The organism is Arthrobacter sulfonylureivorans (assembly GCF_022637435.1).
Taxonomy (GTDB): domain Bacteria; phylum Actinomycetota; class Actinomycetes; order Actinomycetales; family Micrococcaceae; genus Crystallibacter; species Crystallibacter sulfonylureivorans.
In genome coordinates this window covers 242,151-260,926 of sequence record NZ_CP093326.1, presented here as the reverse complement: position 1 = coordinate 260,926, position 18,776 = coordinate 242,151, and the positions used below count along the sequence as shown (strand labels likewise).

Genomic DNA, 18,776 nt, shown 5'->3' with positions numbered 1-18,776 from the left:
ACAAGGCCACCGAGGCCAGAACGGCGGCAGTTCGTCCTGATGTTGTCGACTGTCCTGGGCCTGATGGACCTATGACTGAAGATCGCTGGGCAGTGCTTCTCCGGCCGTCTCGCTGTGCGGTCTCTTCCGGTGTAAAGACGCTGGGAGGGCGGCCAAGCGTCGTTAGCATTCGCCATCCGCGGGCGCGGATCCAGCGACCACCTATCGAGAGGCGAATGAGGCGCACACCGACAGCGGGTCCGCCAGCAGCCCGGAAGAAAGTTGACACATCAACTAAATGGGATAGGATCAATGCATCTGCATATACTTGCGCCGGCGTTGGGCATCAATCTCAATATGGCCAAGTGATAGGGACACCTGCGGAACCAATAGCAAGGAGAGATTCGTGGTTGACAGTTCGACTCAGCACAGCGGCTCCATCGGGACCGTTTCCCAAAAGGGCATTCCCGACGAAGTGGACGTGGTCATCGTCGGTTCTGGCGGAGCAGGCCTGATGGCGGCGCTCACCGCTGCAAGGGAAGGCGCACGAGTTCTCGTTGTCGAGTCCCGTGAACTCGTCGGAGGCGCCACCGGCATCTCTGCGGGTGCCGCCTGGATCCCCAACCACGGTTTCTCGACCAAGGATCTGAAGGTGAAGGACAACCTGGACCAGGCCCGGCGCTACATTTACGGCCAAGGTCGCGACCAGGTCCTCGACCACGACTTGGTAGAGCAGTTCCTGGAAGCCGGACCGCACGTCGCCCGGTACATCGAGGAGCACACCTCCTTCGGGTGGATCCCGACTATCTGGCCGGACTACCGCTCCGACATTGATGGCGCATCGGTCGGTCGGGCGCTCTTCCCCGGCCCCTACTCCCCCGAAGGCCTGGGCGAGGCGGCAAAGTACGTCCGACCGGCCCTGACCACGGGCATGGCCAAGAACCCGCTCCCGTTCTGGTTGCTGGGTGGAATCGGCATCGATGACGTCTGGCTCGCCGGACCGGCATTAGTCGGCGCCCTTCTCGAGGGCGGCCTGCGCAACGGCGTCGACGTGCGTGTCGAGACGCCCGCCGTCCGCCTGGTCACGGATGAGTCGGGGGTGCAGGGCGTCGTCGTACGGGCCGATGGCGTGGAGCACACGGTGCGCGCCACCAAGGGTGTGCTGCTGGCCAGCGGCGGGTTCGAGAGCTCGGACGAGGCCACCACGAAGTACCTCGAGGCGCCCTTCGGCGTGCAGGTTTCGCCCAAGGGCCACGATGGCATCGCAGTCCAGTTGGCCAACGAAATAGGTGCCGACTTGACCGGGATGGACGATGCCTGGTGGATGCCCGGGGTGCAGCTGCCCGGCGAGGAACTGGAAGGCCAGCCCCTTAGTCGTGTGTTCCTGGGAGAGCGCGCACTGCCGCACAGCATCATGGTGAACAGCAGGGGAGAGCGCTTCGCGAACGAGGCCTTGGCCTACGACCAGTTCGGCCAGATCATGCGCGAGGTCGACTCGGAGACGGGCACCCTGCCCAATGCCACGGCATGGCTCATCTTCGACCACAATTACTGGGAGAAGTTCGGGATCTTTGGCGTCACCCCGGGCGGAGAGGTGCCCGAGTACCTCCACCGCGCCGACACCCTGGCAGAGCTGGCGGCCAAGATCGGTGTCGACGAGGTGGGGCTGCTCCGCACCGTCGACCGGTTCAACCCCGACGCCGCACGAGGCCGCGACTCGCAGTTCAACCGGGGCGACACAATGTTCGACCGTTACTTCGGTGCCTACTATCCCCGGCTGGGCAAGAACTCGCCCGACGCGCGCTTCCCCGCCGCGACAGCCAAGGCCCGAGTGCTCATCGCCAAGGCCGTCGGTCCGATTGCGAGCAAGCTCGCGGGACGAGTGGCAAAGAGGAACGACCCCGAGCGCCTGCGTTCAGTCGTGGTCAAGCCGCTGGCGAAGATCATCCGGCCCGTGCTGAAGAGCCCGCGCTCCAGCGTGCTCGGACCCGTCGACACGGCGCCCTACTACGCGCTCAAGGTCGAGGCCAGCGCACTCGGCACTGTCGGTGGCCCGAAGACCGACGCCCTCGGACGGGCACTGGACACCGAGGGCAAGGTCATCAAGGGCCTGTACGCCGCCGGCAACGCAGGCGGCGCACCCACGAGGGGGTTCTACGGAGGCGCCGGCGGAACGATCTCGCTCGGACTGGTATTCGGCTACCTAGCCGGACGCGAGGCAGCCCGGCGGCAGGACGACGCCTGAGCACCATGTCGGTGGTGACCTCGACCGTCGAGTCGGCGGTCGAGGTCACCCCTCACGGCAACACGCTTCGCTGCGGTGAAGGCCGCGCCGCTTGAAGGCTCTCGATCCCGGCAGGTCAATGATGTGATCCTCGGGCCGCAGCCGGCCGCATCGAAACAAGCGGTCTCTGGCGGGGCATGCCCCGCGGTCCTAGCATGGGCGGTAGGTGCCTTCGGGGCGTTAGGTCCCGACGCAGGAAAGGAGCCAGGATGGGTCCCATGCGGCAGGATGCCCAGCCTCCAGGCCTCGCCGATGCCTTCCGCGCCGCGTTCTCCGCCCATCCCGCCGGCGTAGCGATTGTCACCGCCGCGGGGCCGGGTGGTCCGGCGGGCATGACCGCGTCTTCGGTGATTTCGGTATCTGCGGAACCTCCAGTTCTCGCGCTTTCCATCGCCCGCGGCACCGAATCCGGAGCCGCCCTACTGGCGGGTGAGTCGCTTGCCGTTCACCTGCTCACAACCGCCAACCGCCGGCTTGCGGAACTTTTTGCGCGGCCCGGTTCGCACCGCTTCGGGTTCGACATGGACTGGCACACCGCGCCGACTGGCGAGCCGATCATCCGCGGCGTCGGCACAGTGCTCCGGTGCAAGCCCCTTGACCGGATGCCCGCCGGAACCGGCGTCGTTCTGGCCGCTCAGGTTCTTCAGGTGCTCGACGGGGGCTCGCTCGCCCCTGCACTGGTATACCAGCGCCGGACTTACTACGCCTTGGACGCCTGGTCGGCCCTGCCCTTTCGGACCTGATTCTGGTTCACGGCAACAGCGCAAGCTGTGCCCGATCGCGGCAAGGGCACCTGAGTCGACAGCATCACTAACCGTGTTCAACCGCCATGTTGGCGAAGCGGGAGTAGTGGCCCTGGAAGCCCACCACGATGGTCTTGGTCGGACCGTTCCGGTGCTTGGCCACAATCACGTCCGCTTCGCCCGCACGCGGGGATTCCTTGTCGTAGATGTCCTCGCGGTGAAGCAGGATGACCATGTCCGCATCCTGCTCGATCGAACCCGATTCACGCAGGTCCGAAACCATCGGCTTCTTGTCGGTGCGCTGCTCGGAACCACGGTTCAGCTGCGAAAGCGCGATCACCGGAACCTCGAGTTCCTTGGCCAACAGCTTGAGCGCACGGGAGAACTCCGAGACTTCCTGCTGGCGGGATTCGACGCGCTTGCCGGAGGACATCAGCTGAAGGTAGTCGAGCACCACCAGCTTCAGGTCATGGCGCTGCTTGAGCCGCCGGCACTTGGCACGGATCTCCATCAGCGACATGTTGGGGCTGTCATCGATAAATAGCGGGGCGTCATTCATCCGGCCCATGGTGGTAGCGATCTTGCCCCACTGCTCGTCCTTGATGGTTCCCTTGCGCAGGTCCTGCAGGCCGATGGTGGCCTCCGCGGAGAGGAGGCGCATGGCGATTTCGTTTCGACCCATTTCCAGGGAGAAGAAGACCGTCGTCATGTTGTTTTTAATGGCTGCCGAGCGCGCAAAATCCAATGCGAAGGTGGATTTGCCAACTGCGGGGCGTGCCGCGATCACGATCATCTGGCCGCCGTGCAGGCCCTGGGTGAGTTCGTCGAGTTCATAGAATCCGGTGGGGACACCGGTCATACCCTCGCCGCGATGGCCGGCGGATTCGATCTCGTCGACGGTGCCTTCGATGATGTCCTTCAACGGGACATAGTCCTCGGCGGTCCGCCGCTCTGCAACCTTGTAGATCTCCGCCTGCGCCTCGTTGACGATCGCGTCGACCTCGCCGTCGTGGGAATAGCCCAGCTGGACGATCTTGGTGCCGGCGTCGACGAGGCGGCGGAGCACTGCGCGTTCGCGGACGATCTCCGCATAGAAGCCCGCATTGGCAGCTGTCGGCACGGACTGAATCAGCGTGTGCAGGTAAGCGGGTCCGCCGATGCGGGAGATCTCGCCCCGTTTCGTCAGCAGGTCGGAGACGGTGACGGCGTCTGCCGGTTCGCCACGGCCATACAGGTCGATGATGGCTTCGTAGATGCTCTCGTGGGAAGGGCGATAGAAGTCCACGCCGCGGAGCACTTCGACACAGTCGGCGATGGCATCCTTGGAAAGCATCATGCCGCCCAGCACCGACTGCTCGGCCACGAGGTCCTGCGGCGGCGTGCGGCCGAATTCGGAATCCCGACCTGTTGCCGAATCCGCGTGCGCTAACGACACCGCTGCCTGCTTTCTTTGTTCCTCGAACGGGTACCGCATCCCCTTCTGGACCAGACCTATCAGGCGGTTCGGACATTTGCTCGAACTGCCGGATGGGCGCGCCGGACTACAGCCCGTGCGCGGACTTCTGAGTGGGATACTCCGCAACGGTAGCCCCCTTCCCCGCTTCCACCAAGCGACTTATCCACCGCACCTGTGGATAAAATGTGGATACGTAGGCGTGTCTTGTGCACAGGCTGTGTGTAGAGCTGTGGATACTAAACTTAACTCACCAGTAACATGGCCCTGACCTGCACAAACGTTGTCCGGCGACTGTGGATTAAAAGAATTTGGCCGTGAATTCTCACCGGTTTTTGGCTGTTGACAGAACGGAATTTGCAGCGTACGCAAAAGTTATCCACTGGTTATCCACAGTGTGAATTACACCGGTGTAATACGTCGGCCGCCGGGCCGGGAAGCCGTCTCCGGAGCGGGACGTAGGATTCAAGTATGGAATTTGTGGTGCCGCTGCTGATCGTCGTACTGGTCATCGCGATCGGACTGGTCATCATGCGTCTCGCGGCGCGGAACAAGACCAGCCGCGCGGGCCAAGTGCGCAAGTCGCCGGGCCAACCCGCAACGGCAACGTCCAGGGAAGCTGCTGCCGAAGCCAGTGCTCGGCTGAACCAGCAGCAACACACGGCGATCTATGCGCTGATCGCGCAAGGGCAGGCCCTCTCCGCCATCCGCGAGTATCGGAATGCCACCGGAGCAGGACTCCGCGAGGCAGCCGGCGCAGTCGCACAAATGTCGGCGCACCCGCAGCCATACAAGGCGTCCCCAGACGATGTCCCGACACTCCGACCCGAGGCCGAGGAGCTGCGGGAGGCGGCGCCGGAGCAGCCGCGGGAGGATGCGGAGCCAGGACAGGCAGCGCCGGAACAGCCGCGAGAGGATGCGGAGCCACAACAGGAGGCCCCCGCGCCGGTCCAGGCAGAGGATGCTCCGCCGCAAGAGTCCGCTCCCGCCTCACGAGCCGCGCCGAAGGGATACCGCTACCGGGCCATCGTGTCCAAAGGCGACACCATCAGGGAAATCGCCAGCACGCGCCTGAACGACGACGTGTTCGACCGGATCCGCACTGCGGCTCTCGGTGGCGATCGGGAAGATGCCGTTCGCTTGCTCCTGGACCATTCGGAAGCGACCGAGGCAGACGCGCGCGAGTTTGTGGATCTGATTGGACCGGAAGAAGAGTCCTAACGGCAGAGCCGGGCGACGCGTCCGGCGGATAGTGGCAACCCCTCCGGCTTTCTGCGACACTTCAACCCATGGCTGAGAACAAAACCGCTCCGACGGACGTTCCCGTGGAGGCATTCCTCGCGTCTGTGGAACATCCGGTGCGGCGGCAGGACGGCGAGACCGTCGTGGAGTTGATGCGGGACATCACCGGCCAGGAACCGGTCATGTGGGGGCCGTCGATCATCGGATTCGGCAGCTACCACTACAAGTACGCGAGCGGACACGAAGGTGACGCTGCCGCCGTCGGCTTCTCCCCCAGGAAGGGCAATCTGGCCCTGTATGGACTGACCTACGCGCCGGAGTCCGCATCGCTGCTGGAGCGCCTGGGCAAGCACAAGACCGGTGCCGCCTGCCTGTATGTCAACAAGCTGGCTGACATCGATCTGGACGTGCTCAAGGAACTAATTAAGCTCGGCTACCGCACCATCACGACGGCGGATGCAGAATCCTTCCAGAGCTAACCTGGCACACGTTAGGTGCCTGTTGGCGGGCGCCGGTATTCGTCGGTCGGCTGTTCGCCGGGAGCCGGCGGGCTCAGAGGTGAACGGTCCCGGTGATCAGCGTTTGCACGTCCCCGCCGATCCAGATGTCCTCCCCGTCGGTATCAACATATAACCGGGCGTCCCGCCCCAACGCCGTTCCCTGCCGCACCGTGTAGCTTTCGGGGGCTTCGTTTTCGCCGATCAGCCACTGGGCCAGCGCCGCGTTCAGGCTGCCGGTCGCCGGGTCTTCGGCCGGCAGCTCTTCGAAGCCCATCAGCCCGCGGACCTCGAAGTCGATGCCGGCCCCTCCGGAGTGGGCGCCGACCAGGCCGACGCCGAACGGGGACAGCGCCGCATAGTCGGGCACCACGTCCAGGACGGCCTGGGCGTCCCGCAACTGCAGGGCCTGCCACTGGGGTCCATTGTCGGCCCACTGGTGGCGCAGCACGTCGCCGCGTGCCAGTCCAAGCGCCGCACAGATCTTGGCGACGTTCTCTTCCGGAAGCGGCCCGGTCCGCCGCCGCGGCGGGGCGGCGAAAGCCAGCCGTCCGCCGTCGTTCTTCACCCTCACCAGGCCTGCGGCGCATTCCTGGATGATCACGCCGTCAGCTTGCGGCTGCCCGCCGTCGGCAAGCCAGACCGCGGCCGTACCGAGGGTCGGGTGTCCGGCGAAAGGCAGCTCGCCGGAGGGCGTAAAGATCCTGACCCGGTAGTCGGCGTCCGGGCTGTCGGGCGGCAACAGGAAGGTGGTCTCTGACAGGTTGGTCCAGTTGGCGAAGCGCTGCATCTGCTCGCCGTCCAGCGTCTCTGCTGCCGAGACCACGGCCAGCGGATTTCCCGTGCACCATCCGGTGGCGAAGACGTCCACTTGGCTGAACTGGTGTGTGCTCATGCGTTACAGCGTACCGGGCGTTAAACGCAGCATGCCGGGCCCACATCGGACCCGGCATGCTGCGTAACGTGAGGCTATTAGCCTGCAACGACCTTCAGGTCGATGACAGCGGAGACCTCTTCGTGCAGACGCACGGTCGCCTGGTAGTTGCCCACCGACTTGATGTGCTCGGTCAGTTCGAGCTTGCGCTTGTCGATGGCACCGAGGCCAGCGGCCTCGACGGCGGAAGCAACGTCGGCCTGCTTGACCGTGCCGAACAAGCGGCCCGACTCTCCGGCCTTGACGGTCAGGGTGACCGGCTTGCCGGACAGCTTGGCTGCGAGCTGCTGTGCGTCTTCCAGGGATGCGATCTCGCGAGCGGCACGGGCAGCCTTGATGGACTGCACCTGCTTCTCGCCGCCCTTGGTCCAGGTCAGGGCGAAGCCGCGGGGCAGAAGGTAGTTACGGGCGTAACCGTTCTTTACCTCGACGACGTCGCCAGCAGTGCCGAGACCGGTCACTTCGTGGGTCAGAATGAGCTTTGCCATGTCAGTACTCTCTCCTCTTCGCTTCGCTTAGCCGCGGCCAGCGCCGGAGTAGGGCAGCAGGGCAACTTCGCGGGCATTCTTGATAGCCAGTGCGATCTTGCGCTGCTCCTGCACGGTGACGCCAGTCACGCGGCGGGCGCGGATCTTTCCGCGGTCAGAGATGAACTTGCGCAGCAAAGCTACGTCCTTGTAGTCGATGACGGTGATGTCAGCGGCCTTCAAGGGGTTGGACTTTGGTTTGGGCTTACGAATTTCAGCCTTAGCCATCGTGGAGCTCCTTTATCTCGTGGAGCCCGTGGATCTTTTCCACGGGATGGGGTTTGTTTTTAGAAGGGAGGTTCGTTGGAATCCGGACCGTTGCCCCAGCCGCCGGAGTTGCCGCCGGCCGGTGCTCCCCAAGGATCATCCTGGGGTGCGGGCTGCTGGCCGGACTGCTGTCCGCCCCAACCGCCCTGGTTCTGGCCTCCACCGAAACCGCCGCCGCCGCCGCCGCCAAAGCCACCTTGGCCGCCTTGACCGCCGCCGAAGCCGCCCTGCCCGCCGCCGGAGCGCTGGGTACGGGTGACCTTGGCAGAGGCGTAGCGCAGCGAGGGGCCGATCTCGTCGACCTCAAGCTCCATGACGGTGCGCTTTTCGCCTTCTTTGGTTTCGTACGAACGGGACTTCAGCCGGCCCTGAACGATCACGCGCATGCCCTTGGTCAGGGTCTCTGCGACGTTCTCGGCAGCTTCGCGCCACACCGACGCGCGGAGGAACAGGGTTTCCCCGTCCTTCCACTCGTTGGACTGGCGGTCGAAGGTCCGCGGCGTGGATGCAACGGTGAAGTTCGCTACCGCGGACCCGGACGGAGTGAACCGCAGCTCGGGATCGTTGGTGAGATTACCGACGAGCGTGATAACGGTTTCGCCTGCCATGTTGCCTCCTGATGTCCTAGTCCCGCTTGCCAGGTGGTGCGCGGGATTGTCTTCGTCAATGCCGGTCCGGGAAGGACGCGGCGATCACAGCTGATTACTCAGCGGAGATCTTCTGCTCCTCCGGGCGGGTGATCTTGGTGCGCAGGATGGTCTCGTTCAGACCAAGCTGGCGGTCAAGCTCAGCAGCAGTGGCGGGAGTTGCGGTGAAGTTGACCACCGCGTAGATGCCTTCGGACTTCTTCTTGATGTCATAGGCGAGCCGGCGGCGTCCCCAGATGTCCACCTTGTCGATGGTTCCACCATCGTTGCGGACAACGTTGAGGAACTTGTCGAGCGAGGACTCTACGGTACGCTCTTCGACCTCGGGGTCGATGATTACCATCAGTTCATAAGCACGCATTGTGAACCCACCTCCTTCGGGCTAAGCGGTCACGGTCTTTCCGTAACAGGAGGTTCTGTTGCGTTGCCTGCCTGCCACCGCACAGCGATGTTCCAACGTGTTTTGGCTATTGTCACAAGGATTACCGGCTGGTGCTGACAGCACAGACTCATCAATGCTACCGGACACCGGACCGGGCGCGTAAATCCGCGCCGCCGACCCGTCCTCCACAGCTCGGCCGAGGTTCCGGGCCGAGGACGACAGACCGCGCCCGCGAACCGGCCGCGTCAGTAATCCAGACCTTGGCTGGGGACCACCAGTCCGGTCTCGTAGGCGTAGACGACGGCCTGCACCCGGTCTCGCAGGTGCAGCTTGGCGAGGATCCGCCGCACGTGCGTCTTCACGGTCGCCTCGGAGAGAAAGAACCGATGCGCGATTTCCGCGTTGGACAGGCCCTCCGCAATGGTTCCCAGCACTTCCAGTTCCCGCGGGGTCAGGTCATCCAGGAGCGGGTCGCGCTGCGGCGGGGCCGCCGGACTGCCGGCCGGGGCCAGGCCGCGCACATACGTCTCCAGCAGACGCGCCGTCACCCTCGGCGCCACCACGGCGTCGCCGGAGGAAACCAGGCGCACCGCCTGGACAAGTTCTGCGGGCGCCACGTCTTTAAGCAGGAAGGCGCTGGCTCCGGCTTGCAGCCCGGCGAACGCGTACTCGTCCAGATCAAAGGTCGTCAGGATGATCACCCGGGCCGGCAGCCCGGCGTCGACAATCTGCCGGGTGGCCTCGATCCCGTCCAGCACCGGCATCCGCACGTCCATCAGCACCACGTCCGGGGCCAGCGAGCGCGTCAGCTCCAGCGCCTCGGCGCCGTCGGACGCCTCCCCCACCACGGCCACGTCGTCCTCGCCTTCGAGGATGAGCTTGAAGCCCATCCGCAGCAGCGGCTGGTCGTCCACCAGCAGGACTTTCACCGGCCCCGCCGGGCTGCTTTCGGTGCTCTCAGACACTCTTGTCTTCCTCTCCGGGCCAATACAGTGTTGCCTCCACCATCCAACCACCGCCGGATCGCGGACCGCTGGCAACGCGGCCGCCGTAGATGGCGGCCCGTTCGCGCATCCCGACAAGGCCTTGGCCGGCACCGAGCGAGTCTGACGTGCCAACCTGCCGGCCGTCGTCGGCCACCGTGATGTGGACGGCGTCGCCGTCGCGGATCAACGCCACGTCAACCCGGGACACTCCCTTGGCGTAGCGGAGCACGTTGGTGAGCGACTCCTGCACAATCCGGAACACGGTGAGCCGGAAATTCTGGTCTTCCGGCAGCGGCGGCCCGGCCATCACCGTGCGCAGCGGAAGGCCGGCCGCCCGGAAGCCGTCCAGCAGTCCGCTCAGCTGATCGCCGGACGGAGCCGGCGCCAATGGGGCCGCTTCCACACCGTTCTCGGTGCGCAGCACTCCCAGCACCCGGCGCATGTCCGCCAGCGCGGTACGGCCGGTCGCGGAGAGTTGGTCCAGGACCTGCCCGGCGCGTTCCGGATCCTTGCGGACCACGACGGCGGCACCATCCGACAGCGCGATCATCACCGACAGCGAGTGGGCCACCACATCATGCATCTCCCGCGCGATGCGGGTGCGTTCGTTCGCCGACGCCAGCTTGGTGTTGTCCGCCGCCCAGCGCTGCAACTCGGCATCGTGAAGCCGGTCCCGGCGTACGGTGACCCCGATGCCCGCGGCGATGATGTTCGCCAGGATCAGCACCAGCCCGGTGATCAGGCCAACAAATGCCGGGACCTCCCCGCTGGCGATTTGCTTGGCGATCTCCGGCGGCATCCGGACCGCCATGACCACCATCATCGGCACGACGGCGAGCACCGCCGCCGCGATGGCCCGCACCGCGGGCTGGGTGGTTGCCACCGTGTAGACGGCGAACCACATGGCGAAGGAGCCGCTGCCGGTGCTGGTCAACAGCACAATCAGCATGTCCACCATGGCAATGGCCGCCAGCACCACCAGCGGATAGCGGCGGCGCCACACCAGCGCGGCGCCGCCGGCCAACAGCAGCAGCAGCGGCGACCACTCGCCGTCGGCCGCGGTCATCACGGCATTCGGCAGCCCGAACAACAGATGGATGCCGATCAGCACCCAGTCCATCGCCACCGGGTGGGTATGGAAATAGCGCCGGATGGGGCCCCGGCGCTTGGAAGAAATTTCGGTGAAGGAGACGGCGGCCGTTCGTTCCGCCGCCTCCCTCACCGAAGGCTTGTCAGTCATGCATCGAGCCTAGCCGCGCGCTTAGACGTCCCGGGCCTTGGTGGTCACCGCGGCGCCGGCCAGCAGCACGGCGGCCCAGGCCGCCATCACCAGTCCGCCCTGCCACTGGGTCAGGTCGCCGTCGGCGGTTTCCAGCATCACCATTTGCCGTCCCGCATTGGAAGGCAGGTAGGGCATGACGCCGTCCTGGACCCAGTCAAAGGGGATGATCTGGGCGACGATCGGCAGCACCAGCAGCAGCACCACCAGGGTGACGATCCCGCCGGCGCTGTTGCGCAGCAGGGACCCAAGCGCGAGGCCCATCACGGCCACCACGGCCAGGTACACGCCGGAGAGCAGCATGGACTGCATCAGGTGGTCCACGTCCAGCCCGAATTCCCTGCCGTAATTGGCCAGGATCGGCTGCAGCAGGAAGTAGGTGATGAAGCTGGAAACAATTCCGACGACGGCGGCCACCACCGCGACCACCAGGGCCTTGGCGAACAGCGGCGACAGCCGCGACGGCACGGCCGTCATGGTGGAGCGGATCATGCCGGTGGAGTATTCGGAGGCGATCAGCAGCACGCCCAGCGAGCCGATGATCAGCTGGCCGAAGTCAAGGCCGCCGCTGGTCATCAGGTACAGGAGGGAGGAGTCCATGCCCGCCGCGGCCGGATCCTGGCCCGCGGCTTCCATCTGCTCCATGCCGCTGGCAATGCCCCAGCCGCCGAGCAGGCCGATGCCCACCATCACCAGGACGGTGGTGGCCAGCAGCACCCAGGTGGAGCGCAGCGTGGTGAACTTGATCCACTCGCTGTTCAGCGTCCGGGGGAAGCTCACGCCGGGGCCGGTGACGCGCCCGGCTTGGGGAGTCAGGGTTGCAGCGCTCATGGTCAGTTTCCTTCCTGGCCGGCGCCGGCGGCGACAGCAGCGTGCCGTCCGGACTCTGCAGTGCCGGCATGGTCATGTACGTCGGCCACCGGGCCGGAGTGGTATTCGACTTCGTCCTTGGTCAGGTCCATGTAGGCCTCCTCCAGGGACGCCTGCAGCGGGGTGAGCTCGTACACGAGCACCTGCTGGGCGAGGGCTGTTTCAGCGATGGCCCGCGCGGCGACACCGCTGACTTCCAGCAGTTCCGGTTCGCGTGCTTCAACGCTGACGCCTTCGCCGGCCAATGCCCGGGTGAGGACGTCGGGGCGGTCGGTGCGCACCCGGACCCTCTGGGCGCGGTTGTTGAGGATGTCCTGAATGGGCGCATCGGCGATGATCCGGCCGCGGCCGATCACGATCAGATGGTCCGCCGTCAGCGACATTTCGCTCATCAGGTGCGAGGACAGGAACACCGTGCGGCCCTCGGCGGCGAGCGCCTTGACCAGGTTGCGCACCCAGAGCACGCCTTCCGGGTCCAGGCCGTTCACCGGCTCGTCCAGAATGATGGTCTGCGGATCGCCGAGCAGAGCGGCGGCGATGCCCAGCCGCTGCCCCATGCCGAGGGAGAAGCCGCCGACGCGCTTCTTGGCCACGGCGCCGAGGCCGGTCAGCTCGATCACATCGTGTACCCGCTTGGTGGGGATGCTGTGCGTGGCGGCCATCGCCCGCAGGTGGTTGTACGCGGTCCGCGAGGTGTGAACTGCCTTGGCGTCCAGCAGGGCGCCGACTTCGCGCAGCGGTGCGCGGTGCTTGGCGTAGTGCTTGCCGTTGACCAGCACGTCGCCGGAGGTGGGGCGGTCCAGTCCCATGATCATCCGCATGGTGGTCGACTTGCCTGCGCCGTTCGGGCCCAGGAAGCCGGTGACCCGGCCGGGCTGCACAGTGAAGGAGACGCCCTGCACTGCCGGTTTGTTTCCGTAGACCTTGACCAGGCCCTGTGCCTCGATCATCTGAACCGTCCTTCGTGGATTGGGATGGCGCCCTGGCTTTCGGGGCCACTAGCTACGTTACGGATTGCCGGCCGCCCGCACACCGCACGCAGGGATGATCTTGGCGACCGACTGGATCGTCCTAATGGATGACGCTACGGGGCCGGGACCGCCCCGCTCTACTGGGGAAAGCCCTGAGCTGTCCCGGAGCGCGCCCCTGAGGAGGCGAGGTTGGTCCTCGATGGGGTCGATTCCCGCGAGTCCCATTGTCGGACAAGCCGATCCGTCAACGGACACTTTCTCGGTTGGTTAACCGTGCGTGGAAGAATCACGGCATGAATGCGGAGGACCGGAGGCAGACCGAGCTAAGCCTAAAAATAGTGGACGGGCTTCTTAAGGCAATGGATCGGCGCGACGAGGTCTTCCAAGTAGTCGAAGATTCAGAAGACATGGACGCAGCAATCCGTCGCCTTGCCGAACTGTTGGAGGCCGACGAAATGGTATGCCGCGCAATCCTCGACATGCAGGTCAGAAGGTTCACGCGCGACCAGCGCCGGGCCATTGCGGCCCAGGCTGATGAAATCAGGTTTCGCCTGTCTGGCGGCAGACTTGATGCGGATACCTGCTAAGCAGCACCATCAGTCGAGCGTTCTTGGGGCGATTGGGACCACAGCCCCGTAGGCACAAAGTCACCGGAATGGAGTGCCCTCGCTCGCCCCCGGATCTCACTCCTTGCGCACCGGGGGTCGGGCCGATAGCGTGACCGACATTAAGCAAGCTTGTAAAGGCCGGCTTAAAAGGGGGGTCCATGGATCAGAGCGAGGCGCTACTCCTGGAGGCGCTGGCAGCGCATCACCGCTTGGACCGCCATGGTTTCACGCCGCCAGGTCACAGCTCTGGCCGCGCGACTGGCGACATCCTAGTCGGCAGCCCCACATCATGAGTCTGCCTCCCGCCCCCGACCCCGCCAGCGCCTCCGACGTGCCGCAAGGTACCCCACGGTCCACGAAGAGCGGTGCGCCGATGGTCGGCCAGCCCGCCGGCAGGCAAAGAGATACCGGCACCCCGGCCCTGCCGATCCGCTCGGGCATCCGGTCGTTCCTGGCCGTCCCCGGAATGGCGATGTTGATCCCGGTCGAGCTGCTTTTTCTTGGTTTCCTGGGAGCAGCCGCCGTAGCCAGTGCCTGGAGCGAGGCCTTGGTTCCGGCCCTGTTGGCCGTGGCCGCACTGGTTCCCTCCTCGTTGGAGCGGGTCATCGAGGCCCGATTCCCCGCGTGGTTGCACGGCTGCTATCTGGGGTTCCTGCTTGCGGGACCGTTCGCCGGCACCCGGTTGGGGCTCTATGCCTTCAGGCCCGATTGGGACAAGGTCATCCACGTCTTCTCGGGGGTGCTCGTGGGGTGCGCCATCACGTTCGCCCTCGGTACTGTCGGGCGCAGGAAACACCTCGACCTTCCGCCCTTTCTGATGGTGGCCGGGGTGGTGGCCTCTGGCGGTTTCGTTGCTGCCGCATGGGAAATCGCAGAGTTCACTAGCGACGGCCTCCTGGGCACCCACGCACAAAATGCCAGCCTTCAGGACACCATGACGGACATCATCTGCGGAGTTCTCGGGGCGATAGCCGTGGCGGTCGCGGTGGGAATCCACCTCCGCGGCCACCCGGTTCCCCCGGTCAGTTCCCTGCTTCGAAACCGCGACTTCACCGTGTCCGTGCCGCGCCAGACTCGACCATAACCCCTTCGGCGGGAATGCAGCATTCCTCACCGCTTCCAGCGCAGTCACCTCTTGCGGGCTGTGAACAGCAGGTACTCCCACTCCATCGTGCCGCCGCCGAGATCGTGCCGGCGGGCCAGTTCGACGAGGTCCTGATCGAGGGCCTGGACCCGGTCAGGATCCTCCGCGATGTTCCGGTACGTGTTGATCGTGGGGCCGTAGCAGGCCTTGAAAAAGTCGTGGAATTCCTCAGCGGAGCCGAACCTGTCGACCGTCAGCTTTTCGCGCCGGGCCACAACGTCGCTGGCCCGGTCGCCGAGCAAGTCCACCACGTGCTCCTCGTTGCCCCAGAGCGGCGGCGGCTGTGCACCCGCAGGCGGCGGAGGTGCGTACGGCTTCATCGCCGCAAACATCTGCCCTACGAAGCCTTCCGGTGTCCAGTTGGAAAGGGCGATAGTGCCTCCGGGCCGCAGCACCCGGACCAGTTCGTCGGCACTGGCCTGATGGTTGGGAGCGAACATGATCCCCACGCAGGAGATCGCGGCATCGAAGGAATCGTCGCCGAACGGAAGGTCCTCTGCATCGGCCTCCTGCCAGTCCACGGAAACACCTGCATGTTCGGCCAACCGGCGCCCCTGCTCGAACAGTTCGGGAGTGAGATCTGCTGCGGTGACCTGTGCCCCAGCCTGCGCCGCCGGGATGGCCGCATTGCCGGACCCCGCCGCAACGTCCAAAACGCGGTCGCCCTGTTGTATGCCGCTTGCCTCGACCAGAGCGGTGCCCAGGGCGGGAATCACCTCCGTGGCGACGGCGGGATAGTCGCCGAGTGCCCACATGGCCCGGTGCTTTGCTTTGATCCCCGAATTAACTGATGGATTACTCATTGCCATTGCCTCCTGCTGTTGAGGCCTCCGTCAGTGGTTCTACAAGGATGGATGTGAGCCCGATTAATTTCTAGTGACGGCGGTCCGGGCATCTACTGGAAGCGGCATCTCTCTGACCGCCGCCCTTTAATTCCGAGGATGCCGCTGCTCCCGGGCGGCGGGGGCGGTCAGTAGCGAGGCCACCATGAGGACGCCGACGGCGAGCAGGGCGTTGCGGATGCCGACATGTTCGCCGAGGAAACCGAGGAAGGGCGGACCGGCCAAGAAGGCCACGTAGCCCAGGGTGGAGACGACGGAGACGCGCTCGGCGGCGCGGACGGGATCGCCCGCGGCCGCGGACATGCCCATCGGGAAGCCCAGGGCTGCGCCGGCACCCCAGAGCACCGCTCCGGCGAAGGCCAACGGCAGGTTCGGCGCCAAGACGAAGAGCAGCAGGCCGGCCAGGGCGGTGCCCAGGCTGATCCGCAGCACGGCCACCCGGCCCCAGCGGTCGATGAATCGGCCGCCGGCAAAGCGCAGCAGCGTCATGGCGGCCACGAAGACGCCGAACATCACGGCGCCCATGGCTTCGCTGGCATCAAGCCCGACGACGGTGGCCTGCGCGATCCAGTCGTTGGCGGCACCTTCGGTTAGGGCGGCACCGAGGACGACGACGCCGATCAGCACCGTCCTTGGTTCGCGCCAGGCGGCGAACCGCCCGCGGTGAGCACCGCCGTCGTCCTCATGGCGCTTAAGGTGCGGCAGGAAGGCCCGCGGCACCAGCCAGGTGGCGACCGCCACCACCGCCGCCAGCACCGCCAAATGGACGGACAGCGAGACGCCGAGCACGGAGAGCCAGGCGCCGAGCATGGCCCCGGTAAAGGCGCCGAGGCTGAAGGCGGCATGGAACTGCGGCATGATGGTGCGCAGCAGCTTCCGCTCCACATCCGCGCCCTCGATGTTCTGCGCCACGTCCCACCAGGCCACGCCGATGCCGTAGCAGAACAGCGCGGCGGCAGCGCCCGGGACCGATCCGGCCGCAAGCGCGCCGGCCAGTCCCGCGCCGCTGACCGCGGCAATCAGTCCGCCGGCGCGGACGGTGTTGGCGGTGCCGATCCGTGCCGCGACCGGTCCGGCCAGTGGAAGTGAGATGACCGAGCCGAGCCCGAGTGCCAGCAGCAGGGCGCCGATTTGGCCGGCGCTGATGTTCAGCGTTGCCGCGGCCGCGGGGATCCGGGCGGCCCAGCTGGCGAAGACCAGACCGTTCAGCGCGAAGATGGCGAAGGTGGCGTATTTCGCCAGCGTCGCTTCGCGGGGCGGCCCGCCGGAAGGACGGCGCGCCGTTTTGCTCGCCCGACCTTTGGGCTCAGCGGTTCCGGACAACACGTTCCTCGTCCCAGACCGGGGTGTCGCTTTCGTAGACCTTGCCGTCGGAACCGAAGACGAGGAACCGGTCGAAGCTGCGCGCGAACCAACGGTCGTGGGTCACCGCCAGCACCGTGCCTTCGAAGGCGTCGATGGCCCGCTCCAGTGCCTCGGCGGAGTGCAGGTCCAGGTTGTCGGTGGGCTCGTCGAGCAGCAGCAGGGTGGCGCCGGACAGCTCCAGCAGCAGGATCTGCAGCCGGGCCTGCTGGCCGCCGGAGAGCGAGTCATACAGCTGCTCCGCCTGCCGGGCCAGGCCGTAGCGGTCCAGCACGGCGGCGGCGGCTTCGCGTCCGAGGCCGGAGCGGTGGTCGTCGCCGCGGTGCAGGATGTCCACCAGGGACTTGCCCAGCAGGTCCGGCCGCACGTGGGTCTGGGCGAAGAAACCGGGGCGGATCCGTGCACCGAGTTTGACCGAGCCGGTGTGCGGCACGTCGGCAATGCGGACCTCCGAGACCGGCAGGTGCTCCTTCTCCGGGTCGGTGCCGCCGCCGGCGAGCAGGCGCAGGAAGTGGGACTTGCCGGAGCCGTTGGACCCCAGCACCCCGACGCGGTCGCCGAACCAGATCTCGGTGCTGAACGGCTTCATCAGCCCGGTGAGCTCCAGCTTGCCGGCCACCACTGCCCGTTTGGCGGTGCGGCCGCCCTTAAGCCGCATCTGCACATTCTGCTCGATCGGAACGGCTTCGGGCGGACCGGCCTCGAGGAACTTTTGCAGCCGGGTGGTGGCGGCGTGGTAGCGGTTGGCCATGTCGGACCGGAAGGCGGCCTTGTTCTTGTACATGTTCACCAGCTCTTTGAGCTTGGCGTGCTCCTCGTCCCACCGCTTGCGCAGTTCCTCGAACCGCGCGTTCCGGTCATCGCGGGCCTGCAGGTAGCTTTCGAAGCCGCCGCCGTGGATCCACGCGGTGGCACCGAGGGCGCCCGGCTCCAGAGTGACGATCCGGGTGGCCGCGTTGGCCAGCAGCTCACGGTCGTGGCTGACGAACAGCACGGACTTCCGCGACTCGCGCAGCTTCTCCTCCAGCCAGCGCTTGCCGGGAACGTCCAGGTAGTTGTCCGGCTCGTCCAGCAGCAGCAGTTCGTCCGGTCCGGAGAAGAGTGCCTCCAGCACCAGCCGCTTCTGTTCGCCGCCGGACAGGGTGGATGCGTTGCGGTACTGCGCCCGGTCGAAGGGCACGCCCAGCGAGGCCATGGTGACCTCGTCCCAGACCGTCTCCTGCTCGTAGCCGCCGGCATCGCCCCAATCCGCGATCGCCTGGGCGTAGCGCATCTGGGTGGGCTCGTCGTCGTGCTCCATCATGGCCAGCTCCGCCTCGTCCACGGCGCGGGCGGCGGCGGCCAGGGCCGGCGGCGCGGCGCCGACCAGCAGGTCCCGGACGGTGGTCTGGTCGCGGACCTGGCCGACGAACTGGCGCATGATGCCCATGCTGCCCGAGCGGGCCACGGCGCCGTCGTCCGGGGCAACGTCCCCGGCGATGATCCGCAACAACGTGGTCTTGCCGGTGCCGTTGGGACCGATCAGGGCCGTTTTGGCGCCGTCGCCGACCTTGAAGCCGACGCCGTTGAGCAACTGGCGGCCGTCGGAGAGGAAGTAGTCAATGTTGGAGACGTCGAGATGGGCCACGGAACCAGTCTGTCATGGCCCGGGCATACGAAATGGCTCAAAGTCAGGCCTCCCCATTAGCCAACTCACTTCGAGCCATTTCGTGTGCGGCATCTGGATCCACCGCCCGCAGGCAGGTCCCCCAACTCGGAT

General features: G+C 66.0%; 19 protein-coding genes. 6 read left to right on the top strand and 13 right to left on the bottom strand.

Going from position 1 to position 18,776, the window contains the following annotated elements:
- Positions 1 to 385: 385 nt before the first annotated feature.
- Complete coding sequence (locus MNQ99_RS01270) at positions 386 to 2,224, top strand: FAD-dependent oxidoreductase (RefSeq protein WP_277883581.1); 1,839 nt, start codon at positions 386 to 388, stop codon at positions 2,222 to 2,224.
- Between the two features lie 248 nt (positions 2,225 to 2,472).
- Positions 2,473 to 3,006: a flavin reductase family protein gene (locus MNQ99_RS01265; RefSeq protein ID WP_241914139.1), complete on the top strand. Its 534-nt coding sequence runs from the start codon at positions 2,473 to 2,475 to the stop codon at positions 3,004 to 3,006.
- 67 nt (positions 3,007 to 3,073) lie between these two features.
- On the opposite strand, the gene dnaB is transcribed toward MNQ99_RS01265, so the two are convergent.
- Positions 3,074 to 4,441, bottom strand: coding sequence for a replicative DNA helicase (gene dnaB / locus MNQ99_RS01260; RefSeq protein ID WP_127514026.1), 1,368 nt, complete (start codon positions 4,439 to 4,441; stop codon positions 3,074 to 3,076).
- A gap of 489 nt (positions 4,442 to 4,930) precedes the next feature.
- Between dnaB and MNQ99_RS01255 the strand changes: the two genes are divergently transcribed.
- A complete protein-coding gene (locus tag MNQ99_RS01255; RefSeq protein WP_241914138.1) occupies positions 4,931 to 5,680 on the top strand; it encodes a hypothetical protein in 750 nt (249 codons plus the stop codon).
- 68 nt (positions 5,681 to 5,748) lie between these two features.
- Entirely contained in the window at positions 5,749 to 6,180 is a 432-nt protein-coding gene (locus MNQ99_RS01250) for a DUF1801 domain-containing protein (RefSeq protein WP_241914137.1), read from the top strand.
- Between the two features lie 73 nt (positions 6,181 to 6,253).
- On the opposite strand, the gene MNQ99_RS01245 is transcribed toward MNQ99_RS01250, so the two are convergent.
- The 9 genes from MNQ99_RS01245 to MNQ99_RS01205 all read right to left on the bottom strand — a co-directional run bounded on the left by MNQ99_RS01245 (position 6,254) and on the right by MNQ99_RS01205 (position 13,040).
- The gene (locus MNQ99_RS01245) at positions 6,254 to 7,093 is read right to left on the bottom strand and encodes a PhzF family phenazine biosynthesis protein (protein WP_241914136.1); all 840 of its coding nucleotides are present in this window, start codon (positions 7,091 to 7,093) and stop codon (positions 6,254 to 6,256) included.
- Between the two features lie 77 nt (positions 7,094 to 7,170).
- Positions 7,171 to 7,620, bottom strand: a complete 450-nt coding sequence (rplI, locus tag MNQ99_RS01240) for a 50S ribosomal protein L9 (protein WP_241914135.1) — start codon at positions 7,618 to 7,620, stop codon at positions 7,171 to 7,173.
- Between the two features lie 27 nt (positions 7,621 to 7,647).
- Positions 7,648 to 7,887 (bottom strand): 30S ribosomal protein S18, encoded by a 240-nt coding sequence (gene rpsR / locus MNQ99_RS01235; protein WP_127514036.1) that lies wholly within the window; start codon positions 7,885 to 7,887, stop codon positions 7,648 to 7,650.
- Positions 7,888 to 7,946: 59 nt separating this feature from the next.
- The gene (locus MNQ99_RS01230; protein ID WP_241914134.1) at positions 7,947 to 8,534 is read right to left on the bottom strand and encodes a single-stranded DNA-binding protein; all 588 of its coding nucleotides are present in this window, start codon (positions 8,532 to 8,534) and stop codon (positions 7,947 to 7,949) included.
- A 94-nt stretch (positions 8,535 to 8,628) separates the two neighbouring features.
- Positions 8,629 to 8,934 (bottom strand): 30S ribosomal protein S6, encoded by a 306-nt coding sequence (gene rpsF / locus MNQ99_RS01225; RefSeq protein ID WP_127514040.1) that lies wholly within the window; start codon positions 8,932 to 8,934, stop codon positions 8,629 to 8,631.
- 266 nt (positions 8,935 to 9,200) lie between these two features.
- The gene (locus tag MNQ99_RS01220; protein ID WP_277883580.1) at positions 9,201 to 9,920 is read right to left on the bottom strand and encodes a response regulator; all 720 of its coding nucleotides are present in this window, start codon (positions 9,918 to 9,920) and stop codon (positions 9,201 to 9,203) included.
- Positions 9,913 to 11,181, bottom strand: a complete 1,269-nt coding sequence (locus MNQ99_RS01215) for a sensor histidine kinase (RefSeq protein WP_241914133.1) — start codon at positions 11,179 to 11,181, stop codon at positions 9,913 to 9,915. Before MNQ99_RS01215 ends, MNQ99_RS01220 begins: the two co-directional genes overlap by 8 nt.
- Before the next feature lie 21 nt (positions 11,182 to 11,202).
- The gene (locus tag MNQ99_RS01210; RefSeq protein WP_127514045.1) at positions 11,203 to 12,051 is read right to left on the bottom strand and encodes an ABC transporter permease; all 849 of its coding nucleotides are present in this window, start codon (positions 12,049 to 12,051) and stop codon (positions 11,203 to 11,205) included.
- A 2-nt stretch (positions 12,052 to 12,053) separates the two neighbouring features.
- Positions 12,054 to 13,040: an ABC transporter ATP-binding protein gene (locus MNQ99_RS01205; RefSeq protein WP_127514047.1), complete on the bottom strand. Its 987-nt coding sequence runs from the start codon at positions 13,038 to 13,040 to the stop codon at positions 12,054 to 12,056.
- A gap of 314 nt (positions 13,041 to 13,354) precedes the next feature.
- On the opposite strand from MNQ99_RS01205, the gene MNQ99_RS01200 reads away from it, so the two are divergent.
- Entirely contained in the window at positions 13,355 to 13,648 is a 294-nt protein-coding gene (locus tag MNQ99_RS01200; RefSeq protein WP_241914132.1) for a DNA gyrase subunit A, read from the top strand.
- 310 nt (positions 13,649 to 13,958) lie between these two features.
- Complete coding sequence (locus MNQ99_RS01195; RefSeq protein ID WP_241914131.1) at positions 13,959 to 14,753, top strand: DUF2238 domain-containing protein; 795 nt, start codon at positions 13,959 to 13,961, stop codon at positions 14,751 to 14,753.
- 44 nt (positions 14,754 to 14,797) lie between these two features.
- Here MNQ99_RS01195 and MNQ99_RS01190 read toward each other — a convergent pair whose 3' ends face one another.
- The 3 genes from MNQ99_RS01190 to MNQ99_RS01180 form a co-directional block, all read right to left on the bottom strand.
- A complete protein-coding gene (locus MNQ99_RS01190) occupies positions 14,798 to 15,616 on the bottom strand; it encodes a class I SAM-dependent methyltransferase (RefSeq protein WP_277883578.1) in 819 nt (272 codons plus the stop codon).
- Between the two features lie 126 nt (positions 15,617 to 15,742).
- A complete protein-coding gene (locus tag MNQ99_RS01185) occupies positions 15,743 to 16,897 on the bottom strand; it encodes an MFS transporter (RefSeq protein ID WP_241915436.1) in 1,155 nt (384 codons plus the stop codon).
- 64 nt (positions 16,898 to 16,961) lie between these two features.
- Positions 16,962 to 18,644 (bottom strand): ABC-F family ATP-binding cassette domain-containing protein, encoded by a 1,683-nt coding sequence (locus tag MNQ99_RS01180; protein WP_241914129.1) that lies wholly within the window; start codon positions 18,642 to 18,644, stop codon positions 16,962 to 16,964.
- Positions 18,645 to 18,776 lie beyond the last annotated feature (132 nt).

Bases quoted from the DNA above. Each gene is read 5' to 3' on its own strand.
- MNQ99_RS01265 (WP_241914139.1), top strand. From the start codon at position 2,473: ATGGGTCCCATGCGGCAGGATGCCCAGCCTCCAGGCCTCGCCGATGCC.
- MNQ99_RS01255 (WP_241914138.1), top strand. From the start codon at position 4,931: ATGGAATTTGTGGTGCCGCTGCTGATCGTCGTACTGGTCATCGCGATC.
- MNQ99_RS01250 (WP_241914137.1), top strand. From the start codon at position 5,749: ATGGCTGAGAACAAAACCGCTCCGACGGACGTTCCCGTGGAGGCATTC.
- MNQ99_RS01245 (WP_241914136.1), bottom strand. From the start codon at position 7,093: ATGAGCACACACCAGTTCAGCCAAGTGGACGTCTTCGCCACCGGATGG.
- rplI (WP_241914135.1), bottom strand. From the start codon at position 7,620: ATGGCAAAGCTCATTCTGACCCACGAAGTGACCGGTCTCGGCACTGCT.
- rpsR (WP_127514036.1), bottom strand. From the start codon at position 7,887: ATGGCTAAGGCTGAAATTCGTAAGCCCAAACCAAAGTCCAACCCCTTG.
- MNQ99_RS01230 (WP_241914134.1), bottom strand. From the start codon at position 8,534: ATGGCAGGCGAAACCGTTATCACGCTCGTCGGTAATCTCACCAACGAT.
- rpsF (WP_127514040.1), bottom strand. From the start codon at position 8,934: ATGCGTGCTTATGAACTGATGGTAATCATCGACCCCGAGGTCGAAGAG.
- MNQ99_RS01215 (WP_241914133.1), bottom strand. From the start codon at position 11,181: ATGACTGACAAGCCTTCGGTGAGGGAGGCGGCGGAACGAACGGCCGCC.
- MNQ99_RS01210 (WP_127514045.1), bottom strand. From the start codon at position 12,051: ATGAGCGCTGCAACCCTGACTCCCCAAGCCGGGCGCGTCACCGGCCCC.
- MNQ99_RS01205 (WP_127514047.1), bottom strand. From the start codon at position 13,040: ATGATCGAGGCACAGGGCCTGGTCAAGGTCTACGGAAACAAACCGGCA.
- MNQ99_RS01200 (WP_241914132.1), top strand. From the start codon at position 13,355: ATGAATGCGGAGGACCGGAGGCAGACCGAGCTAAGCCTAAAAATAGTG.
- MNQ99_RS01195 (WP_241914131.1), top strand. From the start codon at position 13,959: ATGAGTCTGCCTCCCGCCCCCGACCCCGCCAGCGCCTCCGACGTGCCG.
- MNQ99_RS01190 (WP_277883578.1), bottom strand. From the start codon at position 15,616: ATGAGTAATCCATCAGTTAATTCGGGGATCAAAGCAAAGCACCGGGCC.